Source organism: Microtetraspora sp. NBRC 13810, assembly GCF_030268685.1.
In the GTDB taxonomy this organism is placed as follows: Bacteria; Actinomycetota; Actinomycetes; order Streptosporangiales; family Streptosporangiaceae; genus BSRQ01.
Window position 1 is genome coordinate 109,983 of sequence record NZ_BSRQ01000016.1, and the last position, 16,005, is coordinate 125,987.

At 73.6% G+C, this 16,005-nt stretch carries 12 protein-coding genes; 5 read left to right on the forward strand and 7 right to left on the reverse strand.

Features of this window, described 5'->3' with window-relative positions; translation table 11 throughout:
• Positions 1-41: 41 nt before the first annotated feature.
• Positions 42-1,676: a PucR family transcriptional regulator gene (locus tag QSK26_RS28235; RefSeq protein WP_285778304.1), complete on the reverse strand. Its 1,635-nt coding sequence runs from the start codon at positions 1,674-1,676 to the stop codon at positions 42-44.
• 115 nt (positions 1,677-1,791) lie between these two features.
• On the opposite strand from QSK26_RS28235, the gene QSK26_RS28240 reads away from it, so the two are divergent.
• On the forward strand, positions 1,792-4,038 hold the full coding sequence (locus QSK26_RS28240) for a xanthine dehydrogenase family protein molybdopterin-binding subunit (RefSeq protein WP_285778305.1): 2,247 nt from the start codon (positions 1,792-1,794) through the stop codon (positions 4,036-4,038).
• 40 nt (positions 4,039-4,078) lie between these two features.
• Here the strand turns inward: QSK26_RS28240 and QSK26_RS28245 are convergent, their stop codons facing one another.
• Both QSK26_RS28245 and QSK26_RS28250 read right to left on the reverse strand, forming a co-directional pair.
• Positions 4,079-5,401, reverse strand: a complete 1,323-nt coding sequence (locus QSK26_RS28245; RefSeq protein WP_285778306.1) for an excalibur calcium-binding domain-containing protein — start codon at positions 5,399-5,401, stop codon at positions 4,079-4,081.
• 851 nt (positions 5,402-6,252) lie between these two features.
• Positions 6,253-6,942, reverse strand: a complete 690-nt coding sequence (locus tag QSK26_RS28250) for a thioredoxin-like domain-containing protein (protein WP_285778307.1) — start codon at positions 6,940-6,942, stop codon at positions 6,253-6,255.
• Positions 6,943-6,993: 51 nt separating this feature from the next.
• Between QSK26_RS28250 and QSK26_RS28255 the strand changes: the two genes are divergently transcribed.
• From QSK26_RS28255 to QSK26_RS28265, 3 genes are all read left to right on the forward strand, one after another.
• The gene (locus QSK26_RS28255) at positions 6,994-7,740 is read left to right on the forward strand and encodes a DUF305 domain-containing protein (protein ID WP_285778308.1); all 747 of its coding nucleotides are present in this window, start codon (positions 6,994-6,996) and stop codon (positions 7,738-7,740) included.
• Positions 7,741-7,847: 107 nt separating this feature from the next.
• Positions 7,848-8,144: a DUF3467 domain-containing protein gene (locus QSK26_RS28260; protein WP_285778309.1), complete on the forward strand. Its 297-nt coding sequence runs from the start codon at positions 7,848-7,850 to the stop codon at positions 8,142-8,144.
• A 45-nt stretch (positions 8,145-8,189) separates the two neighbouring features.
• Positions 8,190-9,635, forward strand: coding sequence for a phytoene desaturase family protein (locus QSK26_RS28265; RefSeq protein WP_285778310.1), 1,446 nt, complete (start codon positions 8,190-8,192; stop codon positions 9,633-9,635).
• Between the two features lie 146 nt (positions 9,636-9,781).
• Here QSK26_RS28265 and QSK26_RS28270 read toward each other — a convergent pair whose 3' ends face one another.
• Genes QSK26_RS28270 through QSK26_RS28280 form a run of 3 tightly spaced genes read right to left on the reverse strand, consistent with a single transcriptional unit; the run spans position 9,782 to position 13,592 of the window.
• Positions 9,782-10,843, reverse strand: coding sequence for a threonine aldolase family protein (locus tag QSK26_RS28270; protein WP_285778311.1), 1,062 nt, complete (start codon positions 10,841-10,843; stop codon positions 9,782-9,784).
• Positions 10,840-11,514 (reverse strand): SDR family NAD(P)-dependent oxidoreductase, encoded by a 675-nt coding sequence (locus tag QSK26_RS28275; protein ID WP_285778312.1) that lies wholly within the window; start codon positions 11,512-11,514, stop codon positions 10,840-10,842. The genes QSK26_RS28270 and QSK26_RS28275 overlap by 4 nt, the downstream gene beginning before the upstream one ends.
• Entirely contained in the window at positions 11,511-13,592 is a 2,082-nt protein-coding gene (locus tag QSK26_RS28280; RefSeq protein WP_285778313.1) for a DUF6421 family protein, read from the reverse strand. Before QSK26_RS28280 ends, QSK26_RS28275 begins: the two co-directional genes overlap by 4 nt.
• A gap of 174 nt (positions 13,593-13,766) precedes the next feature.
• On the opposite strand from QSK26_RS28280, the gene QSK26_RS28285 reads away from it, so the two are divergent.
• Positions 13,767-14,300 (forward strand): RICIN domain-containing protein, encoded by a 534-nt coding sequence (locus tag QSK26_RS28285; protein WP_285778314.1) that lies wholly within the window; start codon positions 13,767-13,769, stop codon positions 14,298-14,300.
• 33 nt (positions 14,301-14,333) lie between these two features.
• Here the strand turns inward: QSK26_RS28285 and QSK26_RS28290 are convergent, their stop codons facing one another.
• Entirely contained in the window at positions 14,334-16,001 is a 1,668-nt protein-coding gene (locus tag QSK26_RS28290) for a serine/threonine-protein kinase (protein WP_285778315.1), read from the reverse strand.
• Positions 16,002-16,005: the final 4 nt, after the last annotated feature.

The window sequence follows — 16,005 nt, forward strand, 5'->3', positions numbered from 1 at the left end:
GTAGCGCGCCCCCTGCAGCAACTCGATGTACCAATGTGCTGCTAGGTTGCCCGGAGCGCCAAGTAAAAATCGACACGATCGGTCATGGTTGAAAGATCGCGCCCAGTAAGATCTTCAACCCGCCGAATCCGGTACCGCACCGTATTCACATGAACGTGCATGCGCTCGGCACAGGCGTTCCATGAGCCCGCACACTCAAGGAACGTGCCGAGCGTTCGCACCAGTTCGGAGGAATGCCGGCGATCGTAGTCGAACAGCGGATCGAGTAACCGGGAGGCGAAGGACCGGCGAACATCGTCGGGAACCGTCGCGAGAAGCAGGGTGTGGGTGTAGATTTCGTCGCTGGTCACCACCCCTCCCTCGCGTGCCTCGGCCAGCCGCCTGGCGTGCCTGGCCTCCTCGATCCCGCCGCGCAGGGCCGCGGCGCCCTCCAGCGCGCCGCTCACCCCGATCGACACCCGCATCGCGGGCACCCCGGCGGCCAGCGTCGCCACGCCGTCGCGCAGCAGCCCGGCCAGCCCCTCCGCGCCGTCCCGCGCCACCCCTCCAGCGCCGTCCCCCGGCACCTTTCCCGCGCCGTCTCCCGGCACCCCTCCAGCACCGTCTCCCGGCACCCCTCCAGCGCCGCTTCCCGCCGCCCTCGCCAGCAGGGCCCCGGCCTCTCTGAGCGGCACCAGGGCGAGCGCGCCGTCCGCGCCGGCGGGCGCCACGACCCGGTGGCCGAGGAGCTCCTCCACGATCTGGCCGCCGAGGCTGGCCGGGTCGGGACCGCGGGTCGCCGCCGGCCGCGCCGCCCCCGCGCTCAGCACCACGTACGGCTCCGCCGCGTCGATCCCGCAGGTGCGCAGCCGCGCCGCCAGCTCGGCCGCCTCCCCGCCCGCGCACGCCACGCCGATCAGCTCCTCGGCGAGCCTGCGCTCGACCCTGCGTCCCTCCTCCATCCTGGTGCGCTCCAGCGCCACGCAGGCGGCCAGCTCGTAGCCGACATCCGCCTTCTCCAGCAGGTCGCCCGCGCAGGCCAGCGCCCATCCGGCGGCCCGGTGGGATCTGCTGACGCCGAAGAGGGTGTAGACGCCCTCGGGCAGCCGTACCAGGTGGGGCAGCCGGGGGGCCGCGAGGTACTCCCTGGCCAGCCGTCTGAGCGGCGCGCCGGGCAGGGAGCCGGTGACCGGTTCGCCGGTGGCGGACAGCACCATGCCGTGCACGCCCAGCTCGCGGACGGTGAGCGCGAAGAGCTCCGCCAGCCCGGTCCCCTCGGCGACCGCGGCCACGATCCGGCGGTGACGGCCGAGCGCGTCGCGGACGTCCAGCGCGAGCCGCGCGCCGAGCACCTCGCTCACCGTCTTGAAGGACACCTCGGTCGGCACGGCGAGCAGCGGCAGGCCGCGCGCCCGGCAGGCCGCCACGAGGTCGTCGGGGATGACGCCGAGCCGGGCCTGGCCCGCGCCCACCGCGGCGACCCCGCAGGCCACCATCGCGTCGGCGAACCGCTCGGAGTCGGCCGGTTCCTGCCGCCACATGAGCCCGGTGAGCACGAGCTCCCCGCCGGACAGGTATCGGGCCGGGTCGGGCAGGTCGGTGACGTAGACGGCGGTGAACTCGCGGTCGAGGTGCTCACCGCCGGCCAGCACGGAGAGCCGCAACTCGTCGACGGCCACCAGATCGCGTATACGCACAACCCAGCCTAACCCGCCCGCATTTGGAGCAACCTACAAGTCGGCCGCCGGTGTGCCGCGGGGTTTCATCGGGCGGCCCATAGGCCCAGGTCGCACGGGCTGATGTACTGCCGGTGTGACCGGCATCGACACCCGCGCCGCCGAGGGCGCCCGCAGCGCCCAGGGCATCGGCCAGAGCGCACCGCGTCCGGACGGGGTCCTCAAGGTGACCGGCGAGTTCGCCTACTCCTCGGACCTGTGGCTCGACGACATGGTGTGGGGGGCGACACTGCGCAGCCCGCACCCGTCGGCCCTGATCCGCTCGATCGACGTGGGCCCGGCCCTCGCCATGCCCGGCGTGCTCGCCGTCCTCACCCACGAGGACGTGCCGGGCGACCCGTTCTACGGGCTGGAACGCCGCCACCAGCCGGTGCTGGCCGTGGACCGGGTGCGCTACCAGGGTGAGCCGGTGGCGCTGGTCGCGGCCGACCATCCGGAGCGGGCGCGACGGGCGGCGGCGGCGATCGTCGTGGACTACGAGGTGACCGAGGCGGTCACCGACGCGCGGCGGGCGGCGTTCGACCCGGCCTGCCCGCGGGTGCACGAGGAGGGCAACGTGCTGCGCCACCAGCCGGTGCGGACCGGCTCGGTGTTCGAGGCGCCCGTGGTGGTGTCCGGCGAGTACGAGGTGGGCATGCAGGACCAGGCGTTCCTCGGCCCGGAGTCCGGCCTCGCCGTGCCCGCCGAGGACGGCGGCGTGGACCTGTACATCGCCACCCAGTGGCTGCACGTGGACCGCGACCAGATCGCGCCCTGCCTCGGCCTGCCGGCGGAGAAGGTACGCCTGACGCTGGCCGGGGTCGGCGGCGCCTTCGGAGCCCGCGAGGACCTGTCTATGCAGGTCCACGCCTGCATGCTGGCCCTGCGCACCGGCCGCCCCGTGAAGATCGTCTACGGCAGGGAGGAGTCGTTCTTCGGGCACGTGCACCGCCATCCCGCCCGGATGCGGTACGAGCACGGCGCGACCCGCGACGGCCGGCTCGTCTACGTGAAGGCCGAGATCCTGCTCGACGGCGGGGCCTACTGCTCCTCCTCCCCCGCCGTGGTCGGCAACGCCGCCTCGCTGGGCGTCGGGCCGTACGAGGTGGGCAACGTCGCCGTCGACGCCTACGGCGTCTACACGAACAACCCGCCCTGCGGCGCGATGCGCGGGTTCGGCGCGGTGCAGGCGTGCTTCGCCTACGAGTCGCAGATGGACCTGCTCGCGGAGGCGTGCGGGCTGTCGCCGGTGGAGATCCGCCGGCGCAACGCCGTCTCCCAGGGCTCCCATCTGATCACCGGCCAGCTCATCGACGCGCCCGCGCCGCTCGCCGACATGCTGACCGAGCTGGAGTCCTTCCCGCTGCCCGCCACCACCGGCACCGGCTCCGACCTGCGCGACCTGCCCGGCGGCGTCTCCCAGACCACCAGGGGCGAGGGGGTGCGGCGGGGCGTGGGCTACGGCGTGGGCATCAAGAACATCTGCTTCTCCGAGGGCTTCGACGACTATTCGACGGCCAGGGTGCGGGTGGAGGCGACGCCCGATGGGCCGCACGCGCTGGTGCACACCGCCGCCGCCGAGGTCGGCCAGGGGCTGGTCACGGTGCAGGCCCAGATCGCCCGCACCGAGCTGGCCGAGCTGGGCGTCGAAGAGGTCACCCTCGTGCCCGCGGACACCTCCGTCGGTTCGGCCGGCTCCTCCTCCGCCTCCCGGCAGTCCTACATGACCGGCGGAGCGGTCAAGACGGCGTGCGAAGCCGTGCGGGAACGGTTCCGCGAGCTCGCCGCCGGGCATCCCGGCCTGTCCCCCGCCGAGCTGGTCGAGCGGTTCGGGCCCCTGGAGGAGACCCGCGAGTACCGCCACCGGCCCACCCGGCCGATGGACCCGCTGACCGGCCAGGGCGACTCGCACACCCAGCTCGCGTTGTGCGTGCACCGCGCGGTGGTGGACGTGGACGTGGAGCTCGGCCTGGTGAAGGTGGTGGAGCTGGCGGCCGTGCAGGACGTGGGCAGGGTGCTGAACCTGCTGGCCCTGGAGGGACAGATCCACGGCGGCTCGGCGCAGGGGCTCGGGCTGGCGCTGATGGAGGAGGTCCAGGTGGTGGACGGCCGGGTGCGCAACCCGTCGTTCACCGACTACCTGATCCCCACGATCCTGGACATGCCGCCGATGCGGATGTCCATCCTGGAGAACGCCGACCCGGCGGCGCCGTACGGGCTGCGCGGGGCGGGCGAGCCGCCGACGCTCTCCTCCACCCCCGCCATCGCCGCCGCCGTCCGCGCAGCCACCGGCAGACCTCTCCCCCGCGTCCCCATCCGCCCCCAGGACATCGCTCTGCCCTGACCCCGTCGCCGACCCGGCTCGGGTGGAAGCGGGCGGGTGCTCAGGTCGGTTCGCAGGCGACGCCGTCGTTGTCGGGGTCGCCGTAGTGGGCGTACTCGGGGTGGGTCTCCTTGTAGTAGGGGCCGTAGCCGGCGGCGTTGGCCTGTGCGCAGGTGTCGTACAGGGGGTCCGTGTCGTCCGTGCCCGGCTGGGGGTTGCCCACGACGCCGGTGACGGGGGATCTCGTCGTGCCCGCCTGCGGCGCGCCGGTCGTGACCGGGCCGGACGGGGCGCCGGTGCCGCCGGTGCCGCCGGTGCCGGGCGGGGGCGTGGACGTGCCCGCGGTGGGCGCTCCGGCGGTCGGCTGTCCCGCCGGGGGCTGTTGGCCGGAGGGCTGGCCGACCGGCGGGTCGCCGACGGTGGCGGAGGTGGTCGGGCAGGGGCCGGGCGGGGCGCAGGTCGGCGGGGCGGTGCCCGGGCCGGGGGTGCCCACGCCGGTGACGGCGCCGCCGAGGAGCTGGGCGACGAGGGCGTCGGCCCGCTCCTTGGTGAAGGAGCCCGAGATGCTGAGGCTGTCCTGCGTGATCGCCTGCTCGACCGTGGGGGCGGCCACGACCTTCGTCCCCGCGGCGATGACGATCTGCTGCCGCACCTCCTCCTGGGTGAGCGTGCGGACCTGCTCGCCGAACGGGTCGGGCAGCGCGACGCGCACCGCGTACCCGCCGTTCTGGTCCCTGACCGTCTCGACCTTGTGCACGGCGGTCACCTTGACCCCCCTGGCGACGAGGTAGCACGTCGTGCCCGCCTCGTCGAGTATCGCCTCCACGCCGGGGCACGGCGCCGGCTGGGTGCCGGTCACCGGGGCGAACCAGATGGGTACGGCCAGCCGCGTGGGCCGGGCGGCGCCGGGCAGGGAGTCGGGATTGGTGGTCATCAGGACGGCGACGGTACCCAGCACGCCGGTGACCACGACCACCAGCACCAGCGCGACGGCGAGCAGCGCGGTGGTGACCCGGCTCGCCCTCGGCCCTTCGTCCGCCCCCTTCGCCTCTCCGGCGGCCCCCGCCCCCCCGGCCCCCTGCTCACCGGGCCCCGCCCCTCCAGGCACGGAGTCCCCGGCACCGGAGGCGACCGCTCCGGGCATCCCCGCCTCGGGCACGGGTGGCAGCTCCGCTTCGGGGGGAAGTCCCTGCCCGGAGGACATCCCGACCTCAGGCGGCACCCCACCCGCCCCGGGCACGGGTGGCAGCTCCGCTTCGGGGGGAAGTCCCTGCCCGGAGAACGCCCCGACCTCAGGCGGCGCCCCGAGCGTCCCCGCTTCCGGCGGCAGTCCCCGCTCGGGGTCCATCCCGGCCTCGGCGAGCGAGCCTGGCGCGTACGACATTTCCGGCATGGTCGGCATGCCGGACCCCGGCACCTCGGAGACCCACGTCGTATCCTCCGCCGGAAGCCCGGCCCCGAACACCCCGCTACCTGGCGTCCCACTGCCTGGGATTTCACCGCCAGGCGTTTCACCGCCCGACGTCCCGCCTCCTGGGGTCCCGCCTCCTGGGAGCCCGCCTTCTGGGGTCCCGAAGGCCGATGGCCCGGACTCCGGCGGCTCGCCGGCCGGTGCGGGTGGTGCGGGGTCGGCGGACGCCTGGAACCAGGAGGACTCGCCGCTCACCCTGGGGGCGGGGGGATCCTGCGGGCCGGGGCCGAACCAGGACGACTCGGCCGGGGCGGCGTGGGGCTCCGACGGGTCCCGGGTGCCCGGCTCCCGGAGGCCGGAGTCGTCCTGCGGGACCGGGCTGCTGTACCCGGTCGACTCGTGCCTCTCCAGCGGTCCGGGTGTCTCCCGCGGCCCCGAGGGCTCGCCGGAAACCGGATGCTTGTCCATCGGTGACCCCACATCCCTGCCGTTGTTCGCGCAGAGCCTATCGATCGACGGGACAAGCGGGTAACTCGCGAGTCAAGACGGTCGAGACGGACGCCCTGTCACCTTCGGCTGATCGATTCGTTCCCGAATGCGCGGGGTGGGCGGCCCGCCGGGGACGGAGCGTGACGGATCATGCCAGGAGGGGCAGGAAGAGCAGGAAGGGCCTCACGTGGAACCGGCCCATGGAACCAACCCGTGGAACCGGCCCGTGGAACGGGGGCGCACGGGCCGGTCCGGGTCACGCTTGACGTCACGCCCGCGAGAACGTTCGTCCACCTCACGCGGGCGTCCTGCCTGCGGTCACGCCCGCGGGGGTGTCAGGAGCTCGTCGGGGAGGGAGCCGGGGCCGGGGCCGAGCCGGTGGGGGCGGGGGACGGGGCCGCCTCGGGGATGGGGCTCTCCGCGGCGGTGGCCGAGGTGCCCTGGGTGCAGGCCGCGCCCAGCTCGGGGGTGTCCGGGCCGTTCTTGTACTTGGAGATGTACCTGGGCAGCCTCGGGTCTTCCGCGCTCTGCAGCTTCAGCTGGTGGTTCCAGGAGCTGACCACCACCGGCGCGGGCAGGCCGGGGTAGGGGCTGAGCAGCATGTAGTCGTCGGAGGCCAGCTCCTTCAGCCGGTCCACCTGCGCCTTGGGCAGGTCGGGCCGGTAGGTGATCCACACCGCACCGTGCTCCATGGAGTGCACGGCGTGCTCGTTGGCGAGCGGGGCGTCGTAGACGCCGCAGTTCTGCCAGACGGGGTTGTGCTCGCCGCCGACCGGAGGGTTCTCCTTGTAAGTGATCTTGGTTTCCTTGTGCAGCGCGGCGGGATAGCTCGCCGTGGTGACCGCGTCGAGCGAGGTCGCGGAACGCTCGCCGATCAGGTAGAAACCGACCACCGCGATGATCACGACGATGACGAGCCCGCCTCCGCCCCACATGAGGAATGCGGTCCGGCGCTCCTTGCGCTTCTGCTCGGCGCGCATCTGGGCGAGGTGCTCACGCCTCGCCTGCGCCTTCTCCTTCACCATCGTTCCTCCATCGGCGACCCAAACAGGGGTCACCCTATGCCCTCCGGGCGTATGCGCAGAATAACGGCGGTCGACCAGGGCTTTACCTGGATCGAACGCGACAGTGAGTACTCTGGGCGGGCGATGAACATGTCCGCCGGACGCCCCCGACGTCCCTCCCCATCGACCCTGCTGTTCGCCGTCCTCGCCGCGTGCCTCGCGGCGGCCGCCGTGCTCCTGCTGGTCCTCGGCAGGACGGCCACGCCCACGGACGCCTCGGCCGAGGCCGGGTTCGCCAGGGACATGGCGACCCACCACGCCCAGGCGGTGGAGATGGCCTTCGTCGTGCGCGACGCCTCCCGCGACAAGGCCCTGCGCCAGCTCGCCTCCGACATCATCGTCACGCAGTCCGCCCAGCGCGGGATCTTCATGGGCTGGCTCCAGCAGTGGGGGCTGGACCAGTCGTCCTCCCGCCCGCGGATGGCGTGGATGGCCGGGCACGGCCACGGCGCCCTCGCCGCGCCCGCAGGCGGCACGGCCGCGACCCCCGCCGCGATGCCGGGGATGGCGACCCCCCAGGAGCTGGACCGGCTGCGGGCCGCGAAGGGCAGGGACGCCGAGGTCCTGTTCCTCCAGCTGATGATCCGCCACCACGAGGGCGGCGTGGAGATGGCCGACGCCCTGACCAAGCTGTCCGACCGTGACGAGGTGGTGACCATGGCAAGGCACATCGTGACCGGTCAGTCCAGTGAGATCACGGTGATGACCGACATGCTCAGGCAGCGCGGGGCCCAGCCCTATCCGTCGATCCTGAAGTGACACCCGGCGTGTCGCCCGACGCGCCCGAGCGGCGTTCAGGGCAGCATTGAGCCATCCCCTGCCCTCCAAGGGGACCCGGCGCGGGTGAGAACACAACAGGAGCGACATTGAACGAAGAGCCGGAGAGCCATCTCGAGGTGAGCATCACGGCCGAGGTCGAAGCCGGGCAGTATGCCAACTTCGCCTCCGTGTGGCATACCCGCGACGGCTTCGTTCTGGACTTCGCGGTGATCACCAGGCCGCCCCAGCTCACCGACGACCCCCAGTCGGGCCAGCGCATCGTCAGCGTCCCGACCCGCATCGTCAGCCGCATCCGGCTCCCTCCCAGCCAGGTCTTCGAGCTCATGAAGGCGCTGGAGCAGCAGCTCACCGCGTACGAGAAGGAGACCGGTCACAAGATCTGACGCCAGTCGGCTTTGGCGGGGCGCGCGACGGGAACCGGAAGAATCATGCGAAAGGCTGACGGGTACGACGCTGTGGTGGTCGGCTCCGGACCGAACGGGCTGGCCGGGGCCCTGACGCTGGCGCAGGCCGGGCGGCGGGTGCTGGTGCTGGAGGCGGCCGAGCGCGCCGGAGGCGGCCTGCGCACCGAGGAGCTGACCCTGCCCGGCTACCGCCATGACGTGTGCGCCAGCGTGCTGCCGCTCGCGGTGGCCTCCCCCGCGTTCCGCGCGCTGCGCGAGAACGGCCTGCGGATCGAGTTCGCCCATCCGCCGGTCCCCGCGGCGCACCCGCTCGACGACGGCCCCGCCGTCCTGGTCCACCGGGAGGCGGGCCGTACGGCGGCGCGGCTGGGGCGCGACGGGCTGGCCTGGCAGGAGACGGTCGGCGCCACCGCGAGGGGCGGGACGCCGCTGGTGGACACCTTGCTCGCGCCGCTCGACCTGCCGCGCGCGCCGCTGGCGGCGGCGCGGTTCGGCCCGCTCGGCCTGCTGCCCGCCACGACGCTCTGCCGCGCCGTGTTCCGCACCGCCCCGGCCCGCGCCGTCCTCGCCGGCATGGCCGCCCACTCGATGCTCGACCTGCGTTCCCCGATCTCCGGCGGGTTCGGCCTGATGCTGGCGGCGCTCGCGCACATGGCCGGCTGGCCGGTGGTGCGCGGCGGCTCGCAGGAGCTGGCCGACTCGATGGTGAAGCGGCTGGGCGACCTGGGCGGCGAGGTGGTCACCGGGACGCGGGTGCGCGACCTGTCCGAGTTGCCGGACGCGGACGCGGTGCTGCTCGACGTCACGCCGCGGCAGTTCCTGGCGATGGCCGGGGACCGGCTGCCGCCGCGTTACCGGCGGCGGCTGGCGCGGTTCCGGTACGGGCCGGGGGTGTTCAAGGTGGACTGGGCGCTGTCCGGGCCGGTGCCGTGGCGGGATCCCGCGGTGGCCGGGGCCGGGACCGTGCACCTGGGTGGCACCCTGGAGGAGATCGCCGCCGCCGAGGCCGAGGTGGCAGGCGGCCGGCATCCGCGCCGGCCGTTCGTGCTGCTCGCGCAGCCCTGCGTGGCCGATCCGAGCCGCGCCCCGGCCGGCAGGCACACGGTGTGGGCCTACTGCCACGTCCCGAACGGGTCGGCGGTGGACATGACGGAGGCGATCGAGTCACAGGTCGAGCGTTTCGCGCCCGGTTTCCGTGACCTGATCCTGGCCCGTGCCACGCGTGGGCCGGCGGAGCTGGAACGGCACAACGCCAACCTGGTCGGCGGCGACATCGGCGGCGGTCTGGCGTCGCTCGCGCAGTTCGCCGGGCGACCGTTGTACGCCGCGCGGCCGTGGCGCACCCCGCTGCCCGGCGTCTACCTCTGCTCGGCGAGCACGCCGCCGGGCGCGGGCGTGCACGGCATGGGCGGCCACCGCGCCGCCCGCCTGGCCCTCGCCGACACCCGCCGCCGGGGCCCCCTCCGCTGAGACCGGGCCACCGGCCGGGCACGGGCCACCGGCCGGGCCACCGGCCGAGACACCGGCCGAGACACCGACCGAGACACCGACCGGGCCACCGACGGAGACACCGGCTGGGACACCGGCTGGGAGCGCGGCCGGGGCAGCACCCCGGGTCAGCGCCCGTCCATCTCCTCCGCGATCGCGGCGGCGAAGGCGTCGACGTCGGCCTCGGTCGTGTCGAACGCGCACATCCAGCGGACCTCGCCGGTGGACTCGTCCCAGGTGTAGAAGCGGAACCGCTTCTGCAGCCGCTCGGTCACCTCGGGCGGCAGCACCGCGAAGACGGCGTTGGCCTCCACCGGCCGGGCGATGCGCACGCCGGGGACGGCCGCGGCGGCCTCGGCCAGCCGGGCGGCCATCTCGTTGGACCGGCGGGCGTTGCGCAGCCACAGGTCGCCGGCGAGCAGCGCCTCGAACTGCGCGGACACGAACCGCATCTTCGACGGGAGCTGCATGCCCGTCTTGCGGATGTACTCGACGCCGCGCACCGCCTCCGGGTTGAGCACGACCACGGCCTCGCCGTACAGCAGGCCGTTCTTGGTGCCGCCGAAGGACAGCACGTCCACGCCCGCGTCGGTGGTCAGGGCGCGCAACGGCACCCCGAGGGCCGCGGCGGCGTTGGCGATCCTGGCGCCGTCGAGGTGAACGGTCAGGCCGAGGCGGTGGGCGTGCTCGGACACCTCCCTGACCTGCTCGGGGCGGTAGAGCGTGCCGAGTTCGGTGGCGTTGGACAGGGACACGACCTTGGGCTGGGCGCGGTGCACGTCGCCGAAGCCCCACGCGCGCCGGTCGATCAACTCGGGGGTGAGCCTGCCGTCCGGGGCGGGCACGGGGAGCAGCTTGAGGCCGCCGGTGACCTCCGGCGCGCCGCCCTCGTCGGTGTTGATGTGCGCGCTCTCCGCGCAGATGACGGCCTCCCAGGGCGCGCACATCGCGCGCAGGCCCACCACGTTGGCCGCGGTGCCGTTGAAGACGGGGTACGCCTGGGCGTCCGGCCCGAGGTGGGCCTGGAAGACCTCGCGCATCGCCTCGGTGTAGGCGTCCTCCCCGTAGGCGACCTGGTGGCCCTCGTTGGCGAGGGCGATGGCGTCCAGGATCTCCTGATGGGCGCCCGCGTAGTTGTCGCTGGCGAACCCCTTCACCGCCGGGTCGTGGCGGCGTCGTGCGTCGGTCACTTGGTGAGGTCCAATCGTGTGCCGTTGAGCGCTTCGGCCGGGGCGTCCCACAGGCCCGCGACCGCATCGGCCAGGGTACGCACATCGGTGAACCCGGCGAACGCGGCATCCGGCCTCTCTGCCCGCATCGCGGGATGGACCAGGGCCTTGACCACCAGGATCGTCGCCGCCGTGGCGGTGCCCGCGAACGCGTCGGCCAGCGCGAGGGTCCACGCCTCGGCCGCCGCCTTGGCCGTGGCGTAGGCGGCGTTGCCCTGGGTCGGCGCCTGGGCGGCGGTGGCCGAGACGATGGCGAAGCGGCCCCGCTCGCTCTTGGCCAGCAGCGGCTCGAAGGCGAGCGAGACGTGCTGGAGGGTGCGGATCAGCAGGTCGTGCAGCAGGTCCCAGTCCTCCAGCGAGGTGTCGGAGAAGGTCTTGGAGCCGCGCCAGCCGCCGACCAGGTGGACGACGCCGTCCACCCGGCCGTACTCGGCGCCGATCTCCCTCGCCAGGTCGCCGACCGCGTGCGGCTGGAGCAGGTCGAGGACGAAGTGCCGCACGCCCGGGATGTCCTCCCGGTGCGGCCTCGCGTCCACCGCCACGACGACGTCCCCATCGGCGGCCAGGCGGCGCACGACGGCGTCCCCGGCGGGGCCTCCGGCTCCGGTGACGACGACGACCTTTCGATTCATCCGCGAATTCCCCTCGTAGATTCGACGACGCCACCGAGCCTACGGCGGAGAGCCTCGTAGAACATGCTCAGGGGGAACTCGTCGGGCAGCACCGCGTCCACGATCGCCTTGGTGCCGCCCTGCTGCTCGTCCTGAGTCATCGGAAGCGCCTGCACCCCGCGATTCCACACCGAAGCGGGATGCGGTTCCACGTAATTCGCCACAAGTTGGTAGGCGGCCAGCCAGTGTGCGACCTTCGAGCGGTCGATGCCGTCGCGGTAGAGCTTCTCCACCTCGCCGCGCAGGTCGGCCACGCAGCCGGCGACCCGCGCCCAGTCCACGGTCAGCCGGTTGTCGGTCCACCGTACGACGTCGTTGCGGTGCAGGTAGGCGAAGAGGAGCTGGCCGCCCAGCCCGTCGTAGTTGCGCACCCGCTCACCGGTGACCGGGAAGCGGAAGAGCCGGTCGAACAGGATCGCCAGCTGCGCGTACCGCGCCCGCGGCTCGCCCTCCTCCTCCAGCCGGACCGCCTCGCCGAACGCGGTCAGGTCGCACCGGAGCTCCTCCAGCGCGTAGAGCCAGTACGGCATGCGCTGCTTGATCATGAAGGGGTCGAAGGGCAGGTCGCCGTGGCTGTGGCTGCGGTCGTGCACCAGGTCCCACAGGGCGAAGGCGTCCTGGGCGAGATCCTGGGAGGCCAGCAGCCGGGCCGCCTCCGGCGGTAGGTCCAGTTTGAGCGTCTCGGCCGCCGCCGCGGACACCCGGCGGAACCGCGCCGCCTCCCGGTCGCAGAAGATCGCGCCCCAGGTGAAGCGGGCCGGCGCCTCCCGTACGGCGACCGTCTCGGGGAAGAGCACCGCCGAGTTCGTGTCGTAGCCGGAGGTGAAGTCCACGAAGGCGACCGGTACGAACATCGGGTTGTCGTACCTGCCGCGTTCCAGGGCGGCCAGCCAGTCCGGCCAGACCGTGCGGATCCGGACCGCCTCGATGTTGCGGACGGGGTTGCCGTTCTGGGTGTACATCGGGAAGACGACCAGGTGTTCCAGGCCGTCGGTGCGCTGCTCCTCGGGGTGGAAGGCGTCCAGGGAGTCGCGGAAGTCCGGCACGCCGAGCCCTTCGGCGGCCCACCTGTCCAGGTCGGCGGCGACGGCGGCCAGGTAGTCGCGGTCGTGCGGGAAGTGCGGCGCGAGGTGTTCCACGTGGCGGGCGATCTCGGCGGCCAGCGCGGCGGCGCGCTCCTTGTGCCGCTCCTCGACCGAGCCGTCCTTGACCTGGAGCGGGCGCAGCTCCTCGACGGCCGCCTTGAGCGCGGCGAAACCCGCGTCCGCAGCGTCCACCGGGCGGGCCGCGGCCCGCGGCCGGGCCGGGCGGGCCGCCCAGGTGACGACGTCGGTCCAGAGCCGGGCGTGGTCGTAGTCGCCGATGGAGTCGTCGCCGAACAGGTCGGAGTCGGCGAAGACCGCGACCCGGCCGCGGCCGTGCCGTACCGTCGCCGCCAGCGGGGCGCCCGCCGGGTCGGCGCCCGGGGAGGTGGTGAACAGCACCTCCGCGTTCGCCGGCACGGTCAGCGTCCCGGACCGGTAGAAGCACGCCTGCCGCGCCCTGGCGAGCAGGCCGGTCTCCGCGGGCACGCCGAGCACCCAGCCGGCCACTCCGTTGTGGCAGTGCCCGGGATCCTGCACGGTCAGGTGCTCGACGCCGACGCCGAACCGCGCGAGCAGCTCGGCGAGGTTGTTGCCGTACTTGTCCTGCTCGCACTCGGCCAGCACGATCAGGCCGCCGCCGGACTCGACCCAGTCCTCGATCGCGTCCAGCTCCTCGGCCGGGAGCACGGGCGTGCCGAGGCCGGTGGTGCGCTCCCAGCGCTTGCCCGACGGGTGGGCGATCACCAGGACGTCGTGCCCGGCCAGCACGGCGGGCGACAGCGGCCCCTCGGTGTGCGGCACGACGGTGTGCCCCAGCGCGCGCAGTGCCTGCGCGGCCTTCAGATAGCCGTTGTCGCCGGGATGGCCGGGGTTCATGGCCGTGGCGGCCTCGCCCCGGATCGTCCAGGACTCGCTGTGGGCTTCGTCGAACAACACTCGAGGGAATACGGTCATGGAAAATCTCCCGATTCGTACATCTACCTACGAAAAATATACACATAAGGGGCTGTGCTGCTTCAAGATCTGGCGCCACGACTCCGCGCGCCCCTGCTTTACACCGAACGCCGCCTGCTGCTTACTGTTCGTGAGCGCCTGGGAGCGGGTCCCGGCGCGCGACCGAGGAGGAGCATGTCCCAGCAGCACGCATTCCGGTCCCCGTGGCACGTGGCGGCACCGTTCGGAGCCCTGCTCGCGGCGGGCCTGGTCGCGCAGCCGGCCCAGGCCGCCCCCGATCCCGGCGACGCCGGCTACCGGCAACTCGTCGCCCGGCACAGCGGCAAGTGCCTGGGCCTGGCGAAGGCCACTCCGCCGGAGGGCGCCGACGCGGTCCAGCGGCGCTGCGCCGCCGACCCGGGCCGGAGCTGGGCGCTGGTCCCGGCGGGCGACGGCACCCACGTGACGGTGGTGTCGCAGCACACCGGCCAGTGCCTGGAGGTCGGCGGCGCCAGCCTCACCGACCAGGCCGCCGTGCAGCAGTGGCCCTGCTCGGGCGCCGCCCATCAGCAGTGGCGGCGGGTGGACCTCGACGACGGCGACTTCGCGCTGCGCGCCGGGCACAACGGCAAGTGCCTCGCCGTGCGGGACGCGAGCACCGCGTACGGCGCGCCCGCCGTCCAGGAACGCTGCACCTACGAGCACGACCAGCGGTGGCGGCAGCCCTGACCCGCCCCCGGGTCGGCGCCGCGGCGGGGGCCGTCAGCCGGTGACGAGCTCGACGCTCTCCGCGATCCGCTCCGCCACGGGGTCCTGGCACCCGGCCGGCGCGCAGAAGTAGACGAGCAGCGCCACCTCGCCGGGCCGGTCGATCGCGTAGGCGGTGAACTCCAGGCGCCCGCCGTCCTGCGGGTCGCCGATCGCGCCCTTGAGCCGGATGGCCGGCCGCGCGCCGACCCGGACCGGCACCGGGGCGCCGGACACGCTGACCGTGCCCGGCAGGATCGACTGGAGCCCCTCCTGCAAGTCTCCGACCGGGGCGTTCACGTCGAGGGTGTCGAGGATGAGCGCGTAGACGCCGGTGGCCGCCTCGGGGTCGGTGGCGATGATCTGGTTGGCGTCGGCCCAGTCGCCGCTGACCGGCGTGACGAAGAGCATCTCGAACACCGGCACCGTGTCCGGCGGCGACGCCACCGCGAACAGGTCGGTGTGCGTGCGCGCCGTCCAGTCCGCCGGATACTCGAAGCGCATCGGGGCCGCCACCGACCCGTCGTACCGCGCCCACTCCTGCTCGCCGCCGCGCAGGACCAGCACGGCCGCCAGCGTGCCCGCGACGATCACCGCCACCGCCGCCGAGGCCGCGACCAGGAGCCGCCCGCGCCCGCGGGACCGCTTCCCCGCCGGTTTCGCGGCCGGTTTCCGCGGCCGGTCGCGCCGCTCCGGCTCCGGGGCGGGCGCCGGGGCCTGGGCGGGGACCTGTGCCGGGGCCTGTTCCCGGACCTGTTCCCGGATCGGGACGGGGGCCGGCTCCGCCTGCCGGACCGCGCCCGGATGCCCGGCCGGGTGCCCGTGCCCGTGCCCGCTGATCGCGTCGCGCAGCGCGGCGACGAACTCGCCGCAACTCGGGTAGCGCTGGTCGGGCGACTTGGCCAGCGCGCGGGCCATCACGCCGTCCACCAGGATCGGCAGCTCGGGCCGCAGGCTGCTCAGCGGGGTCGGCGTCTCCGCCAGGTGCGCCCACAGCAGCGCGATGTCGTTGTCCCGCTGGAACGGCAGGCGGCCCGCGAGCGCCTCGTAGACGACGCAGGCCAGCGCGTACTGGTCGCACCGGCCGTCGATGTGCTCCTTGTTGATCTGCTCGGGGGCCATGTACCGGGGCGTGCCGATGAACTGGTCGGTCTGGGTCAGCCCGGAGATGGAGGTGCGGTGCTTGGTGATGCCGAAGTCGGTCAGGTAGACGTGCTCGCCCTCGACGCCGCCCGCCCGGCCGCCGGCGATGAGGATGTTGGCCGGTTTGACGTCGCGGTGGATCAGGTCGTGCGCGTGCGCGGTGTCCAGCGCGGCGGCCATCTGGGCGAAGATCCGGTTGACCTGGCTGATCGCCAGCGGGCCGCGGTCCAGGAAGTAGCGGCGCAGGTCCAGGCCGTCGACGTAGCGCATCGCGATGTAGAGCACGTCGCCGTCGGCGTTCGCCTCGTAGATCGGGATGATGTTGGGGTGGTCGATGCCCGCCACCGTGCGGGACTCCAGGACGAACCGCTGCCGGAACCGGTCGTCCGCGCTCAGCACCGGGTGCAGGATCTTCAGGGCGACCCGGCGGTTGAGCCGGGAGTCGAGCGCGAGGTAGACGACGGCCATGCCGCCTTTGCCGATGATCTCCTCGATGTGGTAGCCGGCGACTTCCTGGCCGATGAGTGAGCGCTCGTTCACGGCG

What these genes read in the sequence shown, in the direction of transcription:
- QSK26_RS28245 (WP_285778306.1), bottom strand. Translation starts at nt 5,401, where the DNA reads ATGTCGTACGCGCCAGGCTCGCTCGCCGAGGCCGGGATGGACCCCGAG.
- QSK26_RS28250 (WP_285778307.1), bottom strand. Translation starts at nt 6,942, where the DNA reads ATGGTGAAGGAGAAGGCGCAGGCGAGGCGTGAGCACCTCGCCCAGATG.
- QSK26_RS28255 (WP_285778308.1), top strand. Translation starts at nt 6,994, where the DNA reads ATGCGCAGAATAACGGCGGTCGACCAGGGCTTTACCTGGATCGAACGC.
- QSK26_RS28265 (WP_285778310.1), top strand. Translation starts at nt 8,190, where the DNA reads ATGCGAAAGGCTGACGGGTACGACGCTGTGGTGGTCGGCTCCGGACCG.
- QSK26_RS28275 (WP_285778312.1), bottom strand. Translation starts at nt 11,514, where the DNA reads ATGAATCGAAAGGTCGTCGTCGTCACCGGAGCCGGAGGCCCCGCCGGG.
- QSK26_RS28280 (WP_285778313.1), bottom strand. Translation starts at nt 13,592, where the DNA reads ATGACCGTATTCCCTCGAGTGTTGTTCGACGAAGCCCACAGCGAGTCC.
- QSK26_RS28285 (WP_285778314.1), top strand. Translation starts at nt 13,767, where the DNA reads ATGTCCCAGCAGCACGCATTCCGGTCCCCGTGGCACGTGGCGGCACCG.